22 protein-coding genes are annotated in these 21,073 nt (G+C 65.5%); 6 read left to right on the plus strand and 16 right to left on the minus strand.

Features of this window, described 5'->3' with window-relative positions; all coding sequences use genetic code 11:
* Positions 1-4: 4 nt before the first annotated feature.
* The 9 genes from ribH to HYH08_RS05970 all read right to left on the minus strand — a co-directional run bounded on the left by ribH (position 5) and on the right by HYH08_RS05970 (position 6,618).
* Positions 5-496: a 6,7-dimethyl-8-ribityllumazine synthase gene (ribH, locus tag HYH08_RS05930; RefSeq protein WP_220008795.1), complete on the minus strand. Its 492-nt coding sequence runs from the start codon at positions 494-496 to the stop codon at positions 5-7.
* A gap of 97 nt (positions 497-593) precedes the next feature.
* Positions 594-1,202: a riboflavin synthase gene (locus tag HYH08_RS05935; protein ID WP_220008796.1), complete on the minus strand. Its 609-nt coding sequence runs from the start codon at positions 1,200-1,202 to the stop codon at positions 594-596.
* Position 1,203: 1 nt separating this feature from the next.
* Positions 1,204-2,352 (minus strand): bifunctional diaminohydroxyphosphoribosylaminopyrimidine deaminase/5-amino-6-(5-phosphoribosylamino)uracil reductase RibD, encoded by a 1,149-nt coding sequence (ribD, locus tag HYH08_RS05940; RefSeq protein WP_220008797.1) that lies wholly within the window; start codon positions 2,350-2,352, stop codon positions 1,204-1,206.
* Positions 2,349-2,831, minus strand: a complete 483-nt coding sequence (nrdR, locus tag HYH08_RS05945) for a transcriptional regulator NrdR (RefSeq protein WP_027529969.1) — start codon at positions 2,829-2,831, stop codon at positions 2,349-2,351. Before nrdR ends, ribD begins: the two co-directional genes overlap by 4 nt.
* Before the next feature lie 29 nt (positions 2,832-2,860).
* A complete protein-coding gene (glyA, locus tag HYH08_RS05950; protein ID WP_220008798.1) occupies positions 2,861-4,159 on the minus strand; it encodes a serine hydroxymethyltransferase in 1,299 nt (432 codons plus the stop codon).
* Positions 4,160-4,406: 247 nt separating this feature from the next.
* Positions 4,407-4,628, minus strand: coding sequence for a hypothetical protein (locus tag HYH08_RS05955; protein ID WP_220008799.1), 222 nt, complete (start codon positions 4,626-4,628; stop codon positions 4,407-4,409).
* A 37-nt stretch (positions 4,629-4,665) separates the two neighbouring features.
* Complete coding sequence (locus tag HYH08_RS05960; protein ID WP_220008800.1) at positions 4,666-4,902, minus strand: hypothetical protein; 237 nt, start codon at positions 4,900-4,902, stop codon at positions 4,666-4,668.
* Between the two features lie 190 nt (positions 4,903-5,092).
* Positions 5,093-5,611 (minus strand): transcriptional regulator LdtR, encoded by a 519-nt coding sequence (ldtR, locus tag HYH08_RS05965; RefSeq protein WP_128966623.1) that lies wholly within the window; start codon positions 5,609-5,611, stop codon positions 5,093-5,095.
* A 491-nt stretch (positions 5,612-6,102) separates the two neighbouring features.
* Positions 6,103-6,618, minus strand: a complete 516-nt coding sequence (locus HYH08_RS05970) for a DUF6163 family protein (protein ID WP_220008801.1) — start codon at positions 6,616-6,618, stop codon at positions 6,103-6,105.
* A gap of 137 nt (positions 6,619-6,755) precedes the next feature.
* Between HYH08_RS05970 and hemB the strand changes: the two genes are divergently transcribed.
* The 3 genes from hemB to HYH08_RS05985 all read left to right on the plus strand — a co-directional run bounded on the left by hemB (position 6,756) and on the right by HYH08_RS05985 (position 9,419).
* Positions 6,756-7,817, plus strand: coding sequence for a porphobilinogen synthase (hemB, locus tag HYH08_RS05975; protein ID WP_220008802.1), 1,062 nt, complete (start codon positions 6,756-6,758; stop codon positions 7,815-7,817).
* Positions 7,818-7,987: 170 nt separating this feature from the next.
* Entirely contained in the window at positions 7,988-8,527 is a 540-nt protein-coding gene (locus HYH08_RS05980) for an RDD family protein (RefSeq protein WP_220008803.1), read from the plus strand.
* 115 nt (positions 8,528-8,642) lie between these two features.
* The gene (locus HYH08_RS05985; protein ID WP_220008804.1) at positions 8,643-9,419 is read left to right on the plus strand and encodes an arginyltransferase; all 777 of its coding nucleotides are present in this window, start codon (positions 8,643-8,645) and stop codon (positions 9,417-9,419) included.
* 5 nt (positions 9,420-9,424) lie between these two features.
* Here HYH08_RS05985 and HYH08_RS05990 read toward each other — a convergent pair whose 3' ends face one another.
* Positions 9,425-10,777 carry an Nramp family divalent metal transporter gene (locus HYH08_RS05990; protein ID WP_220008805.1) on the minus strand — a complete coding sequence of 451 codons (1,353 nt, stop codon included), beginning with the start codon at positions 10,775-10,777 and terminating at the stop codon, positions 9,425-9,427.
* 170 nt (positions 10,778-10,947) lie between these two features.
* Between HYH08_RS05990 and HYH08_RS05995 the strand changes: the two genes are divergently transcribed.
* Complete coding sequence (locus HYH08_RS05995; protein ID WP_220008806.1) at positions 10,948-12,192, plus strand: MFS transporter; 1,245 nt, start codon at positions 10,948-10,950, stop codon at positions 12,190-12,192.
* On the opposite strand, the gene HYH08_RS06000 is transcribed toward HYH08_RS05995, so the two are convergent.
* Positions 12,193-13,452, minus strand: coding sequence for an adenylate/guanylate cyclase domain-containing protein (locus tag HYH08_RS06000; RefSeq protein ID WP_220008807.1), 1,260 nt, complete (start codon positions 13,450-13,452; stop codon positions 12,193-12,195). It abuts the gene before it with no gap.
* Positions 13,453-13,618: 166 nt separating this feature from the next.
* On the opposite strand from HYH08_RS06000, the gene HYH08_RS06005 reads away from it, so the two are divergent.
* On the plus strand, positions 13,619-14,776 hold the full coding sequence (locus HYH08_RS06005) for an MFS transporter (RefSeq protein WP_220008808.1): 1,158 nt from the start codon (positions 13,619-13,621) through the stop codon (positions 14,774-14,776).
* Between the two features lie 31 nt (positions 14,777-14,807).
* Complete coding sequence (locus tag HYH08_RS06010) at positions 14,808-15,002, plus strand: hypothetical protein (RefSeq protein ID WP_220008809.1); 195 nt, start codon at positions 14,808-14,810, stop codon at positions 15,000-15,002.
* On the opposite strand, the gene HYH08_RS06015 is transcribed toward HYH08_RS06010, so the two are convergent.
* From HYH08_RS06015 to dmeF, 5 genes are all read right to left on the minus strand, one after another.
* On the minus strand, positions 14,999-17,062 hold the full coding sequence (locus HYH08_RS06015; RefSeq protein WP_220008810.1) for a methyl-accepting chemotaxis protein: 2,064 nt from the start codon (positions 17,060-17,062) through the stop codon (positions 14,999-15,001). The genes HYH08_RS06010 and HYH08_RS06015 overlap by 4 nt on opposite strands.
* Positions 17,063-17,131: 69 nt before the next feature.
* Positions 17,132-17,767, minus strand: a complete 636-nt coding sequence (locus HYH08_RS06020; protein ID WP_349631401.1) for a hypothetical protein — start codon at positions 17,765-17,767, stop codon at positions 17,132-17,134.
* 358 nt (positions 17,768-18,125) lie between these two features.
* Positions 18,126-19,004 (minus strand): DMT family transporter, encoded by an 879-nt coding sequence (locus HYH08_RS06025; protein ID WP_220008811.1) that lies wholly within the window; start codon positions 19,002-19,004, stop codon positions 18,126-18,128.
* A gap of 85 nt (positions 19,005-19,089) precedes the next feature.
* On the minus strand, positions 19,090-19,917 hold the full coding sequence (locus tag HYH08_RS06030; protein ID WP_220008812.1) for an N-acyl homoserine lactonase family protein: 828 nt from the start codon (positions 19,915-19,917) through the stop codon (positions 19,090-19,092).
* Between the two features lie 85 nt (positions 19,918-20,002).
* A complete protein-coding gene (gene dmeF, locus HYH08_RS06035) occupies positions 20,003-20,971 on the minus strand; it encodes a CDF family Co(II)/Ni(II) efflux transporter DmeF (RefSeq protein WP_220008813.1) in 969 nt (322 codons plus the stop codon).
* Positions 20,972-21,073 lie beyond the last annotated feature (102 nt).

The following is a 21,073-nucleotide window of genomic DNA, read 5'->3' on the forward strand; positions in this document are numbered from 1 at the left end:
GGCGTCAGGCCCGCGCCAGACGGCGCTTGATGCGCAGCATGGCAAGCGCCGCGCGCGCGGCATCGCCGCCCTTGTTGAGCTCGCTGGCGCGCGCCCGCGCCCAGGCCTGGTCCTCATTGTTGACGGTGAGGATGCCGTTGCCGAGCGGCAGCTTGCGCGCCACGGCGAGGTCCATCAGCGCGCGCGACGACTCCTGGGAGACGATCTCGAAATGAATGGTGTCGCCGCGGATCACGCAGCCGAGCGCGATCACGGCGTCATAGGGCCTGCCGTTCGCCGCAGCCGCATCCACCGCGATGGCCACCGCCGCCGGGATCTCGAGCGCACCGGGAACCGTTATAACGTCATGGGTCAGGCCGGCCGCCTTCAGCTCAGTCACCGCGCCGTCCAGAAGCGCGTCCTGGAGATCGTCATAGAACCGTGCCTCGACAATCAGCGCGCGCGCGCCGGAAATGTCGGTCTGGTCCTTCAGGGGTGCGCGCCGCGCGTCTGCCATCGTTCAATCCGTCTCAAAGGGGTCGGCGGGCTATGTAGTCGCCGGACGCAGGTAAGCCAAGTTCAAAGACACTGTCATTTCAGACCGGCTTTGCCGATCACTTCATTTCCGTCAGCCGAGCCGCATAGCGGGCCATCAAATCGACCTCGATATTGACCTCGGTGCCCGCCTTCCAGCCGCCGATGGTCGTCACATCAAGAGTATGCGGGATGATCAGCACCGAAAAGGTCACGTCATCGACCGTATTCACCGTCAGCGAGACGCCGTCGAGCGTGATCGAGCCCTTGATGGCAATGAACCGCGCCAGCTCGCGCGTGGTCGAGAGCACGAACCTTGCCATATCAGGCAGGTCCTCGCGGCTGACGATGGTGGCGATGCCGTCGGCATGGCCGGCGACGATATGGCCGCCGAGCTCGTCGCCGATCTTCAGTGCGCGCTCGAGGTTGAGCTTGGTGCCGAGCTTCCAGTGCTTCGCCGTCGTCAGCGCGAGCGTCTCCGCCGCCGCATCGACGTCGTACCAGGTTTTGCCGCCTGCAACGCCGGACGCAACCACGGTCAGGCACACGCCATTGCTGGCGATCGAGGCGCCGTCGGCAATGGTGGCCTGATCGTAATTGCAGGCGATACGCAGGCGGTGCAGCTGGCCCTGCGCCACAGGCGTGAAGCTGACGATCTCGCCGATATCGGTGATAATGCCGGTAAACATGCTAGGCGCGCTCATAGAGGGTGAGAGTATCCTTGTCGAAGGTCTCGCTAGCATGAACCTTCCAGGCCTGTGACTGCGTGATTTTCGACAAGGGCAATGCATCGAGCGCATCGACGCCGCCGGCGCCGACCTCTTCCGCGCCGCGGAACAGCCAGATCTGGTCGACGAGATCGGCGGACACGAAGGATGCCGCCACCCGGCTGCCGCCTTCGACCAACAGCCGCGAGATACCTTTCTCGGCGAGCGCATGCAGCACGGCCGGAAGATCGAGCCCGGATGCACTCCCCGGAGGCATGCGCAACATTTGCGCACCGGCAGCGCCAAGCCGTGTGGCGGTCGCGGCCTCGGCGAGCTCAGAACTCACCACCCACAGCGGCGTCTCGCGCGCAGAACGAACGAGCTGGCTCGTGACCGGAATGCGCAAATTCTTGTCGAGCACGACGCGCACGGGAGAACGGGCTTCCATGCCCGGCAGGCGACAGGTGAGCTGCGGATCATCCGCCAGCACCGTGCCGATGCCGACCAGGATGGCGTCGCACTGCGCGCGCAGGAGGTGCACGCGATCGCGCACGGCCTCGCCGGTGATGGCGAGCGGCTTGCCGCCGGCGGCGCCAATCTTGCCATCCGGCGAGACCGCGAGCTTCAGGATCACATGCGGGCGCTTGTCGCGGATGCGGCGGAAATGACCGGCGTGATCGAACGCGGCTTCAGCCGCACACAGGCCGACGTCCACCGTGATGCCGGCCGCGCGCAGGCGCGCATGGCCCTGGCCCGCCACTTCCGGATTGGGATCCTCGATCGCCGCCACCACCCGCTTGATGCCGGCGGCGATCACCGCATCGGCGCAAGGCGGGGACTTGCCGAAATGCGAGCACGGCTCCAGCGTCACGTAGAGCGTTGCGCCGCGCGCGGCCTCGCCGGCCCGTCGCAGCGCCTCGGGCTCGCCATGCGGGCGCCCGCCGGGCTGCGTCCAGCCGCGGCCGACGATTACGCCATCTTTCACGATGACAGCGCCGACAGACGGATTGGGCCAGGTGCGCCCCTGCCCGCGCCGGCCCAGCGCCAGCGCCAGTTGCATGAACCGGCGATCGGCGTCCTTGGACTCCTGGATCTTCTGGGCGAACTGATCTTCCAGGATGCGGAAGATCATTTGCGGATCGCGGCGAGCCGCGCTTCCTCCTCACCGGAGAGCTCGCCGAGCACGTCGGCGAAATCCTTGGCCTCGCGGAAATTGCGGTAGACGGAGGCGAAGCGCACATAGGCGACGTCGTCGAGCGTGCGCAGGTGCTCCATCACGGTCTCGCCGATCACCTCGGAGGAGATTTCAGCCTCACCGCCGGTCTCGAGCTCGCGGACGATGGTGGAGACCATCTTTTCCACGCGCTCCGGCTCGACCGGCCGCTTGCGCAGGGAGATCGACACCGAGCGCATCAACTTGTCGCGGTCGAACGGCACGCGGCGGCCGTTGCGCTTGATCACCGTGAGCTCGCGCAGCTGCACGCGCTCGAAGGTGGTAAAGCGGAATTCGCAGGCGACGCACACGCGCCGCCTGCGGATGACGGAAGAATCCTCGGTCGGACGCGAGTCCTTTACCTGCGTATCGAGACTGTTGCAGTTCGGACAGCGCATCCTCTGGACCTTAACCGGTTTCCTTGGCCTTACTGATAGATCGGGAACCGGTCGGTGAGCGCCTTGACCCGTTCCTTGATCGCGGCTTCCACCAGCGGCGCCTTGCCGTCGGAGGATTGCGCGATCGCGTTCAGCACCTCGGCGATCATGCCGCCGACCTGCTGGAATTCAGCAACGCCGAAGCCGCGCGTGGTCGCCGCCGGCGTACCCAGACGAATACCGGAGGTGACAAACGGCGACTCGGGGTCGAACGGAATGCCGTTCTTGTTGCAGGTGATGGCCGCGCGGACCAGCGCCTTCTCCGAGGCGTTGCCCTTCAGGCCCTTCGGCCGCAGGTCAACGAGCATCAAATGGTTGTCGGTGCCGCCCGAGACAATATCGAAGCCGTGGCTCTTCATCGCCTCGGCCAGCGCCTTGGCGTTCTCGACGACGTTCCTGGCATAGACCTTGAAGTCCGGCCGCAGCGCCTCGCCGAGGGCGACCGCCTTCGCGGCGATCACATGCATCAGGGGACCGCCCTGCAGGCCTGGGAAGATCGCCGAATTGAACTTCTTGGTCAGTGCCTCGTCATTCCACAGCATCAGGCCGCCGCGCGGACCGCGCAGCGACTTGTGCGTGGTCGTGGTGGTCACGTGGGCGTATGGCACGGGCGAAGCATGCACGCCGCCGGCAACGAGGCCGGCGAAGTGCGCCATGTCGACCAGCAGATACGCGCCGACCGAATCCGCGATCTCGCGGAAACGCTTGAAGTCCCAGGCGCGCGAATAGGCCGAGCCGCCGGCGACGATCAGCTTCGGCTTGACCTCCTCGGCCTGCTTGGCGACCGCGTCCATGTCGATGATCTGATCCTCGCGGCGCACGGTGTAGTGCGCGGCCTTGAACCACTTGCCGCTCATGTTGACGGGCGAGCCATGGGTGAGATGGCCGCCGGCGGCAAGATCCAGACCCATGAAGGTGTCGCCGGGCTGCAGCAGCGCCAGGAACACCGCCTGGTTCATCTGGCTGCCGGAGTTCGGCTGCACATTGGCGAAGTTGGCGCCGAACAGCTTCTTGGCGCGATCGATCGCGAGGTTCTCGGCGACGTCGACCCACTCACAACCGCCATAGTACCGGGCGCCCGGATAACCCTCCGCGTACTTGTTGGTCATCACCGAACCCTGCGCTTCCAGCACGGCCCGGCTGACGATGTTCTCGGAGGCGATCAGCTCGACTTCGTGGCGCTGCCGGCCGAGCTCGCCCTTGATGGCGGCGGCGATGTCCGGGTCGGCCTGCTCGAGCGAGGCGGTGAAAAACGAATCGGGCGCAGAGGCGGTTTTGGCGAGGGTCATCTTGCGAATATCTCCACCGCCGCAGCCTTGTGGTGGGCTACGGGCGGGTCTGGTGTGGCGATCGGAAGCACGCGCGATCTACCACATCGGCCGGCCCGGGCCAAGCATTTGCGGGTCCGGCCTGATATTTATGCAAGATATGGTGGGGAATTGGGATTTGGGCTGACGAGAGTTCTGAGGAGCCGTCCCGCTCGGATCATCCCGAAAGGGTCCGCTTCGGACCTTAGACGCCCCTCCCGAACCAGCCCTACAGCCCCGTATATCCCGCCTTCACCGGGTCCACGCTGCCGTCGAGCTGGCGCAGATAGGTCAGGCCGCAAACCGTCAACCTGTGGGTGTCCTTCTCGCCGGCTTCCATCAACGTGTTGAGATAGTTCGTGACCTTGATCCGCGCCTCCTCGCTGGCCGCCGCCGTCCGGTTGGCGAGCAGGTCATAGGTCTGCATGATGCGGTCGATGGCAGCTTCCATGGCACCCTCTGGTTCGTCGATGTTTTCGGAGTTCTGATCAGGCAACTGCGCGCGCCTCGGACTGGGTCTCGAACCGCGCGATAGCCTTGTTGGCCAGCCTGATCTTGTTGAATTCGCCGTGCTGGATCAGCTTGATGATGATCTCGAGCAGGCGCTCGTTGGTGACCAACGTGTCGGGAATGGCGCCAGAGCGGCGGAGGTAATTCGCGGCGATCGCATAGGCATCGCTCACTAGTTCCACGTTCATTGACTGAAGTCCGCGCTCGACCAGCATCTCACCCTCCGACCGGAGAGACAACGGTGCTGCGGGGAACTGGTTCCGCCCGGCCGGGCAATTATTTCGCAGTCGCGAAAAGCACAAAACGCACCGGTCCGGGGGCAACTCCGGGCCGGCGCGCTTGGGGAAGTCGTTCGGATGGCTTGCCGGTCTTGTTGCGGGCCGGCTTGGCCTGTCCGTTTAAAACTCAGAGGCGATACAGGATCTGGTCGGTCCAGAACCGCTCGAGGCGGTGCAGCGACTTGTTCAGAGTCGAGAACTCCTCGCCCGAGATGCCACCGACCTGCTCCACCGTCTTGACGTGCTTCTGGTAGAGAGCGTCGACGATGCGGCGGACTTCCTGGCCCTGCGGCGTCAGGCGGATGCGCACCGAGCGGCGATCAACGCGCGAGCGCTGATGGTCGAGGAAGCCGAGCTCGACGAGCTTCTTCAGATTGTAGGAGACGTTGGAGCCGAGATAGTAACCGCGCGTGCGCAGCTCGCCCGCGGTCAGCTCCTTGTCGCCGATGTTGTAGAGCAGGAGCGCCTGGACCGAATTGATGTCCGCGCGGCCGCGGCGATCGAACTCGTCCTTGATGACGTCGAGGAGACGGCGGTGCAGCCGCTCAACGAGAGTCAGAGCTTCCAGATAGAGCGACTGCACCGAACCCTGGGGGCCGGAGACGCGCTCTGCGGTATCTGCCGCAGTTGCGACGGCTTTCATCATGACACTTCCCCTGTTGTCGTTTTTATCGACACTTATTCGACGAAACTTGTGCTCCGTCTGATAGGTGCAACTTAAGGGGGGCGTTTGAAGATCGGCTTAAATAAGAGAATAAAGAGATCATGAATTTAAGACAGTGAATTGCGGATTAAGCCTGTGCCACAAGGGCTTTTCGCAACCGTCTGTTGACCTTCGCAAGGTCCTGTTCACCCTCCGTCCGCCCCTGCTGTTGCATTCCAGAACAGCCTCATCCCGTTTCGAAACGCACGCGTAAGAGCTGTGGCGGATATCGCTAGGTCAATGAAAAGTTACCTCGAATTTTAGGCAACCAGCGGTCAACCAAGAGCAACACTCGCGTGTCCCGGACAAACGCAGCGAAGCGGACCGCAGAGCCGGGACCCGATGTTTCAAAGCGAGAACGCGGAGAGATGGGCCTCGGCTCAGCTGCGCATCACGACGTGCTGCGCAGCGTCGGGGGCACGAGAGCGCGCCGCCTACGGCGGCCGTTCGCGCGCGGCCATCCAGGCGAGCGCGAGATAGGCGGCGAGCATGAAGACCTCGACGCCGACGACGACCAGGCTGCCGCCGTAGATTCCCGGGAACATCAGCTCGATCACCGCCATCGACACCACGGTGGTGAGCCACACCACCGCGCCCCAGGGCGTTGCCAGCCACAGGCCGACCGCAGCAACGAGCTCGATCACCGCGAAATAGACGGTCGCGGCCTGCCAGGCCATCGACTGGTTCTCGAACGCCTCGTCCTCGCCGCCGACGAAGCCGGTGACCTGGGCCCAGTGATACAGGCCCTTGAGGATTGAGAGCAGCGCCATCACCCGCAGGAACAGCACCAGCCGCCGCGTCCAGACGTTGTCGTCGGACTCGGGCCGCTCCGACGAGATCGCTGCCACCGACAAGGCACTGTCTCGGGCGCTGTCTCGCGCATTGTCGCGGGCGGCATCCCTGGCACTGGCGCCGTCGCGGGCCGCATCGCGGGTGGAGATCTCGGACATGGCCCCCTTCTGGCTGGTTCGTCCTGTAAAATCAATCGGCCGCCGGGTCAGCTCAATCCTGCCTTGCGCAAGGTCAAGCCGCGGTGACGGGAAGCATGCGAGCTGGTATAAGAATAATTCCAGCCGGAGGAAAAGTGATGGCGATCAAATACGGACGTCCGATCGAGTTGCGCGAGGTCTCGCGCGGGACCGGCACGGCCGTGCCTCATACCCTCGATCTGACCGTCCGTCCGCGCCGCAACCGCAAGGCCGAATGGGCCCGGCGCATGGTGCGCGAGAATGTGCTCACCACCGACGATCTGATCTGGCCGCTGTTCTTGATCGACGGCAACAACAAGCGCGAAGCCATCGCCTCGATGCCGGGCGTTGAGCGGCTCAGCGTCGACCAGGCCGTGCGCGAGGCCGAGCGCGCCATGAAGCTCACCATCCCTTGCCTCGCGCTGTTTCCCTACACCGATCCCTCCCTGCGCGACGAGGAAGGCTCGGAAGCCACCAACCCGGACAATCTGGTCTGTCAGGCGGTGCGCGCGATCAAGAAGGAATTCCCTGATATCGGCATCCTCTGCGACGTCGCGCTCGATCCCTTCACCAGCCATGGACATGACGGCCTGATCTCCGACGGCAAGATCCTCAACGACGAGACGGTCGCGGTGCTGGTGCGCCAGGCACTGGTGCAGGCCGAAGCCGGCTGCGACATCATCGCGCCCTCCGATATGATGGATGGCCGCGTCGCCGCGATCCGCGAGGCGCTGGATCGCACCGGCTTGCTCGACGTGCAGATCATGGCCTATGCGGCCAAATACGCCTCCGCCTTCTACGGCCCGTTCCGCGACGCCATCGGTTCGGCCAAGACGCTCACCGGCGATAAGCGCACCTATCAGATGGACAGCGCCAATACCGACGAAGCGCTGCGCGAGGTCGAGCTCGACATCTCCGAGGGCGCCGACATGGTAATGGTGAAGCCAGGCATGCCCTATCTCGACGTGGTCCGCCGCGTGAAGGACACCTTCGCGATGCCGACGTTCGCCTACCAGGTCTCCGGCGAATACGCGATGATCGCGGCCGCCGCGGGCAACGGCTGGCTCGACGGCGAGCGTGCGATGATGGAGAGCCTGCTGGCGTTCAAGCGCGCCGGCGCCGACGGCGTGCTCAGCTATTTTGCGCCGAAGGTGGCGGAGAAGCTGCGCGCACAAGGATGACAAGGTGTGGGCACGGCGCTAACGCGCCTTTGCCCACCGCTACCGAACTGCCCAATCCCCCGCCCCCGAATCGCCGGAATATTTCGGCTTATTGACGTCCGCGCGCCCTTGGCACGGGAATAACCTGTTCCCATCTCCTGCCACGGGAGTTTCCCTCGGGAGAACGGACCATGTCGTATTCGGATTCGGGCAATGCCTGGCGCAATGACGGCGCGGTGCAGCCGGACGCCTACGACCCTGATCTGCACCCGGAGCTGTTCCGCGGCGTGGCGACGCGGCGGGCGTTCGCGTTCCTGATCGACATGGTCGTGATTTCCGTACCGGTGATCCTCGGCTACATCTTCATTGCACTGTTCGGCGTGGTGACGCTTGGCCTCGGTTGGGCGTTGTTCTGGCTGGCGGGGCCCGCCTCGGTGATCTGGGCCATCGTCTATTACGGCGCCTGTATCGGCGGTCCGTCCTCGGCGACGATCGGCATGCGCGCGATGGATCTGGAACTGCGCACCTGGTACGGCGTGCCGGGTTATTTCGTGCTCGGCGCCACCCACGCCGTGCTGTTCTGGGTCACCGTCTCGTTCCTGTCGCCCTTCGTGGTGCTGGTCGGCCTGTTCAACGGCCGGCGACGCCTGCTGCACGATTTCGTGCTTGGAACGGTCGTCATCAACAACTCGGTCCGCGCGCCGGTCTCGCAGGCGGCTAGGACCTGGTGAGGAGCTGGCAACCTGTGCCTGCTAAGCTGGCGAACCTGTCCTGCCGCGCTGGCCGATTGACCGGGAGCTTTCGTAGCGCGATGCTGAGATCCAGTTCGGAGGCCAACGACGTCCCTTGACCCAGCACTCGCGCGACACCCCCCAATTTTACCTCACGGCGCCGTCCCCCTGCCCGTACCTGCCGGGCCGGCATGAGCGCAAGGTGTTTACGCACCTCGTGGGTGAGCGCGCCGGCGACCTCAACGACCTGCTGACCCATGGCGGGTTCCGCCGCAGTCAGTCGATCGCCTACCGGCCGGCCTGCGACCAGTGCCGCGCCTGCGTCTCGGTCCGGGTCGTCGCCAACGAGTTCCGCGCCTCCCGCAACTTCCGCAAGGTGATCGCCCGCAACGCCGACATCATCGGCGAACAGCGCAGCGCCGTACCGACCTCCGAGCAATATTCGGTGTTCCGGGCCTATCTCGACGCCCGCCACCGCCATGGCGGCATGGCCGACATGACCGTGCTCGACTACGCCATGATGGTCGAGGACTCTCATGTCGAGACCCGCATCATCGAGTACCGCAAGCGCGGTCCCGACAGCGGCATCACCGGCCGCGGCGAGGAGCTGATCGCGGTGGCGCTGACCGACGTGCTCAGCGACGGCCTGTCGATGGTGTATTCCTTCTTCGAGCCGAGCCAGGTCTCCCGCTCGATGGGTACCTTCATGATCCTCGACCACATCGCCCGCGCCCGCCGCCAAGGCCTGCCTTACGTCTATCTCGGCTACTGGATCGAGGGCTCCAAGAAGATGGACTACAAGGCCCGCTTCCTGCCGCAGCAGCGCCTCGCCCCTTCAGGCTGGCTGCGTATCGACGCGCAGGGCGATGCGGTGTCCGAGCCGCAGGATTAGCGCGTTCACCCGAACAGCGTGTCCACCAGCAGCTTCACGTTCAAAATCACGATGATTCCCGCGACGATCCACGCGATCGCGGCCACCGACACGGGTATCGCGAACTGGCCCATCTTGCGGCGGTCGGAGACGAAGCGGACCAGCGGGATGACGGCGAAGGGCAGCTGCATCGACAGCACGACCTGGCTGAACACCAAGAGATCCGCCGTGCCGCGTTCGCCATAGATCGCGGTGACGACGATCACCGGGATGATGGCGATGCCGCGCGTGAGCAGGCGGCGCGCCCAGCTCGGCAGGCGCAGGTCGAGAAAGCCTTCCATCACGATCTGGCCGGCAAGCGTCGCCGTCACCGTCGAGTTGAGGCCGGAGGCGAGCAGCGCGATGGCGAACAATGTCGAGGCGATGCCTAGGCCGAGCAGCGGCGACAGCAGCTCGAAGGCCTGGCCGATCTCGGCCACGTCCGAATGGCCACTCTTGTGGAAGGTCGCAGCCGCCACCACGAGGATCGCGGCGTTGATGAACAGCGCCAGCATCAGGGCGATCGTCGAGTCCGTCGTCGCCCATTTGATCGCTTCGCGCCGGCCCTCGTCGTTGCGCGCATAGGCGCGCGTCTGCACGATCGAGGAGTGCAGATAGAGATTATGCGGCATCACCGTGGCGCCGATGATGCCGATCGCGATGTAGAGCATCTCGGAATTGGTGAAGATCTCGGCCTTCGGCACGAAGCCGTGCAGCACTTCCGCCACGGGCGGCGCCGCCGCGACGATCTGGACCACGAAGCACACCGCGATCACGGCGAGCAGCGCCATGACAAAGGCTTCGAGGAAACGAAAGCCACGGTTCATCAGGAGCAGCAGCAGGAAGGCATCCAGCGCCGCCAGCAGCGCGCCGCCGATCAGGGGAATGCCGAACAGCAATTTGAGCGCGATCGCGGTGCCGATCACCTCGGCAAGATCGCAGGCGATGATCGCGGCTTCGCAGGCGAGCCAGAGCAGAAAGTTCACCGCCGGCGAATAGGTCGCGCGGCAGGCCTGCGCGAGGTCGCGGTCGGTGACGATGCCGAGCCGCGCCGCCAGCGACTGGAGCAGGATCGCCATCAAATTCGAGAGCAGGATGACCGAGAGCAGCGTGTAGCCGAATTTCGAGCCGCCGGCGAGGTCGGTGGCCCAGTTGCCGGGGTCCATGTAGCCGACCGAGACCAGATAGCCCGGGCCGACGAAGGCAAGCAGCCGTCGCCACCACACTCCCGCAGCCGGAATGGCAACCGTGGAATTGACCTCGGCAAGGCTTTTGGTGGTCGGCGCATCGGTGCGCCAGCCATCAGCATCAGGGGTTAGATCGGGAGATCTGGCATCCATGCGATCAGAATATCGAAGTCGGATCTTATTGCAACTCATTTGCAACTGCATCTAGCCGCATCGGTTCCACATGCGGCGGCGTTTTGCCCCCATCCTGTCAGAAAGCGGGTGGGTTTGGCCGTTCCCGCGGACCGATAGTGGCGCGGTTACGACTTTGCAGGAAATGAGCCATGTCAAATCCGCCGCGCCTCCCCGACACCTTTGGCCGACTCGCCTGGTCCAACCTCGCCGCGCAATCCGCCGAGCAGATTGCGCTGGCCGCTGCCCCCATCGTCGCGGTGCTGACGCTGGGTGTTGCCGAAGGCCAGACCGGCCTGTTGCAAACCGCGCTGACCCTGCCCTTCGTGCTGTTCGCCATTCCGGCCGGCCTGCTTGCCGACCGCATCTCGCGCCGTTCGCTGATGGCGGGCGCCGAGGCGCTGCGGGCGGCGGCGCTCGTGGCGATCGTGCTGCTGCTCGCGCTCGGCGCGCTCAATCTGCCGCTGCTGGCGCTGCTCGGTTTTGCGGCGGTGTGCGGCACCGTCGTCTACAGCGTCGCCGCGCCGGCGCTGGTGCCCTCGCTGGTGAGTGCGGAGCTGTTGCCGGCGGCGAATGCGCGGATCGAGCTTGCCCGTACCATCGCCTTCGCCAGCGGGCCTGCGCTCGGCGGCGCGCTGGTGGGATGGTGGGGCGCGAGCCCGGCCTTCGGCTTTGCCGCGGCGCTCTCGGCCATCGCGGTGGTGCTGCTCTCGGGCATCTACGAGCCCGCGCGCACGCCAGCCCCGCGTCGTCATCCGTTCCAGGATATCCGCGAAGGCGCCGCCTTCGTGTTTCACCACCCGCTGCTGCGGCCGGTGTTCATCACCCAGTTCGTCTTCAATACCGGCTGGTTCCTCCAGATCGCGGTGTTCGTGCCTTACGCCGTGCGCCATCTCGGCCTGACCGCGGCCGGCGTCGGCACCGTGCTGACGATGTACGGCGTCGGCATGGTGATCGGCGCGCTGTTCGCGACCCGCGTGATGAAGCGGATCGCCTTCGGCACCGTGGTCGGTCTCGGCCCGGTCACCGGCTTCGTCGCCGCGGTGGTGATGGCGCTGACGGTGCTGGTCCCCTCGCCCTGGCTTGCGGGTTTGAGCTTCTTCCTGCTCGGCGTCGGGCCGATCCTGTGGGTGATCTCCACCACGACCTTGCGCCAATCGGTGACGCCGCCGCGCCTGCTCGGGCGCGTCTCCGCCATCAACATCATGAGCTACGGCGCCCGTCCGCTCGGCTCCGCGCTGGGCGCGATCGTCGGCGGCCTCTGGAGCGCGGAGGCGTGTCTGGTTCTGGCGGCCGCCGTGTTCGGCGCACAGGCACTGGTGATCTGGCTGTCGCCGGCGGTGGCGCTGGATCGGCAGCCGGCCATGGTGGGGGATGAAGTCGCGGCGCGGTGCTAGCTAGCCCGCCAGATACCGCTCGTAGCTTCCCGTCACCGGCTGGCTGGCGTCGACGTCGGGATCGAGCGTGTAGAGATCCTGCGCGTGGCCGATGCCGCGCAGGGCGTAGCGGCCGGTGGAGACGAGATAGCGGCGGCCGGCGGCGTCCAGGCCCTTGTAGAATTCCGCCGATGCCAACAGCTCGCGGTCGACCGAGCGGCTCATCGAGGCGATGCGGCTGACCTCGTTCACCGTCGGCCCCACCACCGTGAAGTCGAGCCGGTCCTCGCTGCCGATATTGCCGTAGAAGACCTCGCCGACATGCAGGCCGATATAGGCCGACGTGGTGGGTCGGCCCTCCGCCGCCCGGCGCGCATTCAGCGTCGCGACGTTCTTGCGGAACAGATGCTCGGCCCGCAGCGCGGCCCGCCGCGCATCCGCCATATCCTCGCCCCAGAACATCGCGAGCACGCCGTCGCCGATCAGCTTGAGCACGTCGCCGCCGGCCTCGTGGATCGGATCGATCACAGCCTGCGCATAGTCGTTGAGGAAGGGGATGATCTCGTCCGGACCGATGCTCTCGCTGATGCCGGTCGAGCCGCGCAAATCCGAATACCACAGCACCGCGTTGATGCGCTCGGTGACACCGCGCGAGATGCGCCCGCGCAGAACCTGCTCCGAGGCATCCCGTCCGAGATAGACGCGCCCCAGCGTCCGAACGATGTCGACCTGCTGTGCCGACTTGATCGCAAGCCCCAGCACCGGCACGAGATCGCGCATGGCCTCGAGCTGTGCTGCGTCAAACCCTTCGTCGCGCCGCGTGGTCCAGCAGGAATAGAGGCAGTCCATCAACCCGAGCGCGCCGTTCTCGCCGAAGCGATGCACGAAGGCGAGATAGTGCTTATGCCCTTTCTCGGCGAGCTCGCCGAGCTGCGAGAAGTCCATCGACGGTGCATCGGCGAGATCAATCACCATCTCGTCGTGGCCGTTCTCGAGCATGTGGAAGAACACCGAGCGGCGCCAGCTCGCGGCGGCGTCGCCGTCGGCGGTCGAGCCGTATTCGAACATGTCGCTCTCGTTGCTGGCGCGGTCGCTCCAGCGGAAGCCGCGCCCCTCATAGATCGGATGTAACGTGTCGATGACGACGAGCGCGCGCGACAGTTCCAGCCCCTCGGCGCGGCAGCGCTCGCAGAAGCCCCGGAGCAATTCGTTTTCAGGCAGGCCCGTGAGCCCCTGGCCGGTCAGCCAGTTCATCAGCGCGAGGCGCGAGGTCAATTGCATAGGCTATTATGGCGTGCATTCGTGACGAACGAAAGGCCGTGCGTGCACACTGTGCAACCAAGGCTCTCGCCCGCAGCAGGTCGAACATGTCGCAGGCGCGGTTGACGCAGCTGCGCAGCAAGCTGCAAATGGAACCAATGACACCGCCGACCCAAAACCCTGCACCATGAGCCAGCGCCAGCTTCCGATCATCCTGGCGCTCGGCACCACACAGACCCTGGCCTGGGCCTCCAGCTATTATCTGCCGGCGCTGCTCGCCGATCCCATGGCGCACGACCTCGGCATCTCCACCAACTGGATCTTTGGCGCGTTCTCGGTCTCGCTGGTGATCTCGGCGATGCTCGGCCCGCGGATCGGACGGCAGATCGATCTGGTCGGCGGACGGCAGGTACTGTCCGCCTCCAATGTGATCATCGCCGCCGGCCTCGTGCTGCTCGGCTTGTCGCAATCGGTGCCGGTGATGGCGTTCGCCTGGCTCGTGCTCGGCATCGGCATGGCGATGGGGCTCTATGACGCCGCCTTCGCGGCGCTGGGGCGCATCTACGGTACCGAGGCGCGCGGCTCGATCACGGGCATTACGCTGATGGCGGGCTTTGCTTCGACCGTCGGCTGGCCGCTCACCGCCTGGGGCCTGTCCCATCTCGGCTGGCGCGAGACCTGTTTCGCCTGGGCTGCGGCCAACATCCTGATCGGCCTGCCCCTCAATTTCTTCATGCTGCCGACGATCAAGGGCGCGCAGCAGGCGGCCGCGACGGCGGAGAAACCGCACGTTCCGCTCGACCGCACCATGATCCTGCTGGCCTTCGTATTCGCCGCGGCCTGGACCGTCACCGGCGCGATGGCTGTCCACTTTCCGCGCCTGCTGGAGACCTTGGGCGCGACGCATGTCGAGGCCATCGCGGCCGGCGCGCTGATCGGGCCGGCGCAGGTGTTTGCGCGCATTGTCGAAGCAAGCTTTCTGAGCCGCTTCCATCCGCTGTGGTCGACGCGCCTTGCCTGCGTCACCCATCCGCTTGGCGCGGCCGTGGTCGCGGTGTTCGGTGCTCCCGCGGCAAGCGCATTCGCGCTGCTCTACGGCTCGGGCAACGGCATTTTGACGATCGCGCGCGGCACGCTGCCGCTGGCGATCTTCGGCCCGAAGGACTTTGGCTACCGCCTCGGCATCATCGGCGCACCGGCGCGGATGGCGCAGGCCGTCGCGCCGCTGGCCTTCGGCCTCCTCATCGACGTCATGGGCGCCAAGGTGCTGCTGGTCTCCTCCGCGCTCAGCCTGTCGGCGCTGGCGGCGCTGTTCCTGATCCGCGCCGGGCGGCGGCCGGATTGACCGCGGAGCCGCATTCGCGCACAAGCGGGTCATGATCGACGACAACAGCCCGCCGCCCCGCACCTTCAAAGGCCTTTTGCGCTGGGCGATGACTCCGCCGCAGGCCTGGGGCGTCTATCTCCTTGCGGTCCTGCTGGTGTGGCTGCTGTCGTTCTATGCCGGCACGCTGAAGCCGAAGAGGACGCCGGAGGGCACGCCGCCGGCAGTCACGGCACCGAAGGGCTAGGCAGCGCGGACTTCCTCGACAAAGCTGCCCACCTCGCTGGTCAGTTGCTCGGCCTGTCGCGACAAGCCATCAGCCGCACTCAGCACCTCGCTCGCCGCGACGCCCGTTTCGGTGGCCGCCTTGCTCACGCCGCTGATGTTCGTCGTCACGTCCTTCACCGACTGCGACGTCTGTTGAACGTTGCGGGCGATTTCCGCCGTCGCCACACCCTGTGCCTGGACCGCCGTGGCGATCACGTTCGAGATCGAGCTGACCTCTTCGATCGTCCCCGCAATGGCGCGGATCGCATCGACAGCCTCCTTGGTGGCACCCTGAATTTGCTCGATCTGAGCACCGATATCCGCCGTCGCCGACGCCGTCTGGGTCGCCAGCATCTTCACCTCGGAGGCGACCACGGCAAAGCCTCGGCCGGCCTCGCCGGCCCGCGCCGCCTCGATCGTCGCGTTCAGGGCGAGGAGGTTTGTCTGAGCGGCGATAGCCTGAATCAGAGTCACCACCTCGCCGATCTTCTCGGCTCCCTCGGCCAGGGTCTGAACGATCTTGTCGGTCCGCTGCGCATCGGCCACCGCGCGTCCGGCGATCGTCGACGATTGCGCAACCTGCCGGCTGATCTCCGTGATCGATGCGGTCAGCTCCTCGGCCGCCGAGGCAACCGTGCTCGCGCCGACGCTCGCTTCCTCGGCGGCGGCGGCAACGGTTGTCGCCTGCCCCTTGGTTTGCGTCGCGGTCGAGGACATCGATCGCGCCGTTGTCTCGAGCTCGGTCGCTCCCGACGCCAGTAGAGCCACCATGGCCCCCGCCTTGGCTTCGAAATCGCTGACCAGACCTTCCAGGCGCGCCGTGCGCTTTTCCTTGACGATCCGCTCGGCGGCCTGCTCACCGGCCAGTCTGTTGGTCGTGGCCATGGCCTCCTTGAACACCTGCACGGCTTGCGCCATGCCGCCAATCTCATCCTTGCGGGCGGCGAATGGCACCTTGGCTTCCTCGTTGCGGGCGAGCCGGGTCATGACATCCGAAAGCTTCGAGATCGGCGTGAGCAGATGACGCACCAGCAGCACCGAGGAAGCCGCCGACAATCCCAGCACGACCAGGATAGCCGCACCAGCAAAGAGGATGCCGCCGAGCCCGTCGGATTCGTCGCGTTCGGCCACGGCCTGGGCGTCGCGTAACGCTGCATCGCGGATCCCCAGCAGCGAGGCGTTTGCGGCCGTGGCGGATTTGCGCCACTCGTCCACCGACACAGCGTAAGGCGTGCCGTCGAATGCCGCCTTCGTCAGCCCGTCGCGCAGCGGCTTGTCCGAGCCGAAATAGCGATCCCGGGCCGCGCCGACGCTGGCCCGCGTATTCTGGGGCGCGAGAACGTCGTCGCCACGGTCGAGGATTTCAGCCCAGAGCCGCATCATCTGGCCGTTGGCAGCATTCAATTCGTCCCGCTCAGCGAGGGTTGCCGGACGTCCCGACGCCACCAACCCCGAAATCAGCAGCGAGACTTGGCCGGCGGTCTGCCGGATCACCCAGCCCTTCTGCGCGACGTCGAGCAGATTGCCCGCCGTGGTGCTCAGCCGCATCGTCGCCTTGATGCCGGACTCCAGCAGTTCGTTCAGGCTCGCCATGGCCTCGGCGTAGTCGCGCATGGCCTTGGCGGCGACGCCGCTGGGACGCTCCGTCAGCGGTTTCTTCCAGTGCGAAGCGGCCTCCTCGCGCGCAGCGGCGATCTTCGCCGTGGCAGCCTTGACCCGCTGCGTCAGGTCGGCGTCGCCGCTGCCGAGCGCTGCCAGCTTCGCCAGCGCCTCGTCGCTGGTGCGGCGATTGTCGGCAAACTCCTTGAGCACCGCATCATCCGCCGCGGATTTGCCGAGCAGCGCGCGGTTGACCGGACCTCGCTCGATGGTCAGGTTACCGACGGCGTCGAAGCCGGCCGCCAGGCGCGTCTCCAGGGCATGCGCTGCGATGGCGTTCTGGTAAGCGATCCAGCGCTCCCGCAGTTGCAGGCCCGATGTCAGGACGACGACGCCCGACATGAGCGCCGCAATCGCAATACCCGACCGCTTGATAGACATGCCCCGCTCCTCATTCGCATCAAACTTCGCGACGCGAGGACCGGCCCCCGCCAGCCCTCACGCGCCGCCTTACTTCAGCTCGAACTCGACGAGCTCGACAGTCGACGTCCCCGCATTTCGAATGGTCCGCACCGGACCCGAATTCTGCCAGGCGAAGTCGCCATATTTCAGGTTCAGCTTGTGGTCCGGCTTGCCCTGCACGCCCTCGACCAGCACGCCGCCTTGCACCACGATGCGTACACCGGGCGCGGCCTGCGTCATCGCAGGCGCCACCTCGCCGGGTTGGAGGATCAGCCGCCAGGCCTGGACGCGGTGATTATCCATTACCGAGACGTAGGGCTCGGGGCGCGCCTGCGGCGAGAAACGGCCGGGCTCCGAGTCGAACAGTTCAAATCCCATGATCCGGAAGTCGCTCGCGCCGACATTAGCGACCTGGTGCACGCCCGGTTTCTTCGTGTAGTTCGTGAACAGCACTTCGCCGACCTTGCGCGGCGTAATGACGGGCTTGCCGCCGAGCGGCGTCCCCTCCGCATCCGAGACGGCCATGTACACCTGGGCGAAGTCCCTTGTGTGACTGTGATAGGCCGCGATCTGTCCGGGCGGGATCGTGACATTCATGAACTGCAGATACTCGTTCTTGAACGTCTGATCGTGAAAGCTCGCGAACTCGATCGGCACGATCTCGGGATTATCAGCGGCGCGCACGCGTCCAGGCAGAACCGCAGTTCCAAGCACCGCACAACAACCACACAAGAACTGACGCCGTCCCATCGAATTACGCATATGCTTGCCGCTCTGTTGAATGACGCACGTCAGCATGCATATCGGCCGACTCTTTAAAGGCTGCTTAAATGAAGGCCTGATCGAGCCTCAGAGAACGCATGCCCGACTCTTCGAACGGCATGCCTGTCGAGCAGACGACCAGCAACATGATGAAATGATGAGCAGCATAAATGACGGCAGGCCGCCTCCATCTGCATTGAGCTGCACGACGTCCGGCCACGAGAGAGATCATTGGTCAAGTTCGACGAAACATTTAGCCCGCCGCGCTGCGCGCGATTCATCAATCCGGCTTCGCCTCACTGGTCGCGATCCAGATGCCGGCAAACACCCCAATCAACCCGAGCAGAAGATTCGCCGTGATCGGCTCGCCGATCAGCAGCGCCGCGAGCAAGGTGGCCGCGATCGGATTGACCGTCATTGTATTGGCGACCCGGGTGGGCGTTGCCCGCGCCAAGGCCATGCCCCAAAGGATGAAAGCGAGCGCCCCGCCGCCGGCGCCGAGATAGATTCCGGCAATCCATTGGCCCGTCGTGAAATGATCGAGCGCGGCAAAGCTGCCCTTCACGAGCCCCACCAGCACCAGCACGGCGGCGCCGGCACCCATGCCGACCGTGAGAAAGCCGAGCGCGCTCGAGCGCTGCATCAGCGGCCGCGACAGCACGTTGTAGAACGCCATGCAGAACACCGCGCCGGTCATGATCAGCTCGCCGCGCCAGGCGCCCGGCGGACTCTGGGCGAGGCCCGCGGCGAGCGCGGCCGCCACGCCGAACACGGCAATGCCGACGCCGAGGACCTTGCGCGCGGTCAACCGCTCGACGCCGAGGATCGCGCCGACCACCATGGTGTGGAGCGGCAGCGTCGCCAACGCGAGGCTGGCCCGTGCGGCGGTCGTGTAGGACACCGCGATATTGTAGAGGATGAAGAACAGGCCGAAGAAGCAGATGCCGAGCAGCATGACTGCCGGCCAATCCGCGCGCTGCGGCCAGCGCACACTGAGCAGCAACGCGCAGGGCAACAGACAGAGAAATCCAATGCCCCAGCGCAGGATCGCCAACAGGACCGGATCGGCGCCGGCGACGAGATAGCGGGTGATCGCCGCGGCCGTGCCGCCGAGGCTGCTCGACGCTAACGCGATCGCAACCCCGAGCCACTCCCCCACGCCGCGCCTCCCGTCCCGCAGTCTTACGCGAGCGGCTAGCACAATCCTGTTGCCACCCCTATGGCAACAGAGAGTTTACAAGAAGCTAGTCGTAAAACTCCGGCGCCATCTTCTGGGTGTCGCGCTGCGCCTTGTCGTGGTTGATCCAGAGCTGCGCCTTTTCCTTGTCCAGCGTGTCCGAGATCTTCTGCATCGAAGCAGCGCTCATCTCCTTGCTGACATTCATGCTGGGCACGCGGCGATTGTCCCAATTGTCCCTGAAGTGCACGACGTCCCCCGACAGGACCACCGCGCCGGTCTTCGGCAGCCTCACCAGCAGCGACTGATGCCCCGGCGTATGGCCGGGCGTCGACAGAATGGTCATGCTGCCGTCGCCGAACACGTCCTTGTCGCCGGAGAGCAGCTCGACCGGATGCGAGGGCTTGAAGCGCGGCTCGTTGTTGGCGCCGGGCCAGTCATATTCGGCCTTCTGCACGTAGAGCGTCGCCTGCGGGAACAGCTCGACATTGCCGGAATGATCGGGATGGGTGTGCGAGACCGCCATCGCCTTGATGTCGTCAGGCTTGACGCCGAGCTGCTCGAGCTGGCCGGCAAGCGTCTTCGGCCGCTTCCAGGTCACCGCCTTGGGGTCGGCCGGCGCCAGACCATTGGGCATGGCGGCGACGGCATCGGCAATGCCGGTGTCCCACAGGAACCAGCCCTTGCTGTGCTTGATGAGGTAGCAGCTGTCGACGAAGTCCATCGTCTTGCCCTCGTTCAGGCCGGGCGTCCAGCGCGAGATGTCGCCGGCGGTGCCCTCGCCGCAATTGAGGACGTAGAGCCTTTCGACGCCGGTCTTTTCGGACTGCGCCATCGCCGCATGCGCGGACAGAGCGAGCACGGCGGCGGCGAGAGCGAGCTTGATCCCTGGCATTGGTCCCTCCGTGGCAACCGATTGAGCGGCTGCGACCGAGGATCAACCCCGGACGCGCTGCAGAATTCCGCACCCGCCGATCACGTCAATGCGGGCAGGTCTCGACCTCGACCGTTACGTGGCTGAGGCCCTTCAGCCCTGCGAGCCGCTTCTTGTAGACCGCCGGCTGCTTCGGCTTGTCCGACACCACCGACAGCAAGACCGCGCAATGGCCGGGACCGACCCGCCAAAGATGGAGGTCGGTGACGCGGTCGTCGCCGACCTCCATCCGCGCGCGGATCACCCGTTCCAGCTTCTCGTCGGCGCGCACGTCGAGCAGCACCGCGCCCGAGCTCTTGACCAGGCCGAACGCCCAGCTCGCGATCACCGCACTGCCGATCAGGCCGACGGCCGGATCCGCCCAGACCCAGCCCGAATACATCGCGACGACGAGCGCGCCGATCGCCAGCACCGAGGTCGCAGCATCCGCCATGACGTGGACGTAAGCCGCACGAAGATTGTTGTCGTGATGACGATGGTGGTGGTGATGATCATGATCGTCGTCATCATGATGCGCATGGCTGTGGCTGTGATCAGGACCGTGATGGTGGTGATCATGGCTGTCGCGCAAGAGCCACGCGCTGGCGAGATTGACGCAGAGGCCGAGGGCGGCGACCGCAATCGCCTCGCCATAGACGATCGGCACCGGCGTGAACAGCCGCAGCACGCTCTCATAGGCGATCTCGACCGCGATCAGGCCCAGGATGATCGCACTGGAGAAAGCGGCGAGATCGCCGAACTTGCCGGTGCCGAAGGTGAAATGCGCGTTGCCGAGGTGCCGGCGCGCGAAGCGATAGGCGAAGGCGGCAATGCCGAGCGCGGCCGCATGGGTGCCCATGTGCCAGCCGTCCGCGAGCAGCGCCATCGAACCGAACAGCGAGCCGGCAACGATCTCGCCGACCATCATGACCAGCGTCAGCACGACCACGAGCCAGGTGCGGCGCTCGTTCTCGTCGTGCTTCTCACCCAGGAAGGCGTGGTCATGGGTCCACTGTTCAATGGAATGAGAATGCATCGCAAAGTCTCCGGAATCTCAGTCTGTTGGCCGCAATATAGACTGCGGCGCCTCAACTTCTAAGGCCCAATCGCATCCGAGGATTGACAGTTCCGCCGAGTT

Origin of the sequence: Bradyrhizobium sp. BR 10289 (assembly GCF_019455385.1) — a bacterium.
In the GTDB taxonomy this organism is placed as follows: Bacteria; Pseudomonadota; Alphaproteobacteria; order Rhizobiales; family Xanthobacteraceae; genus Bradyrhizobium.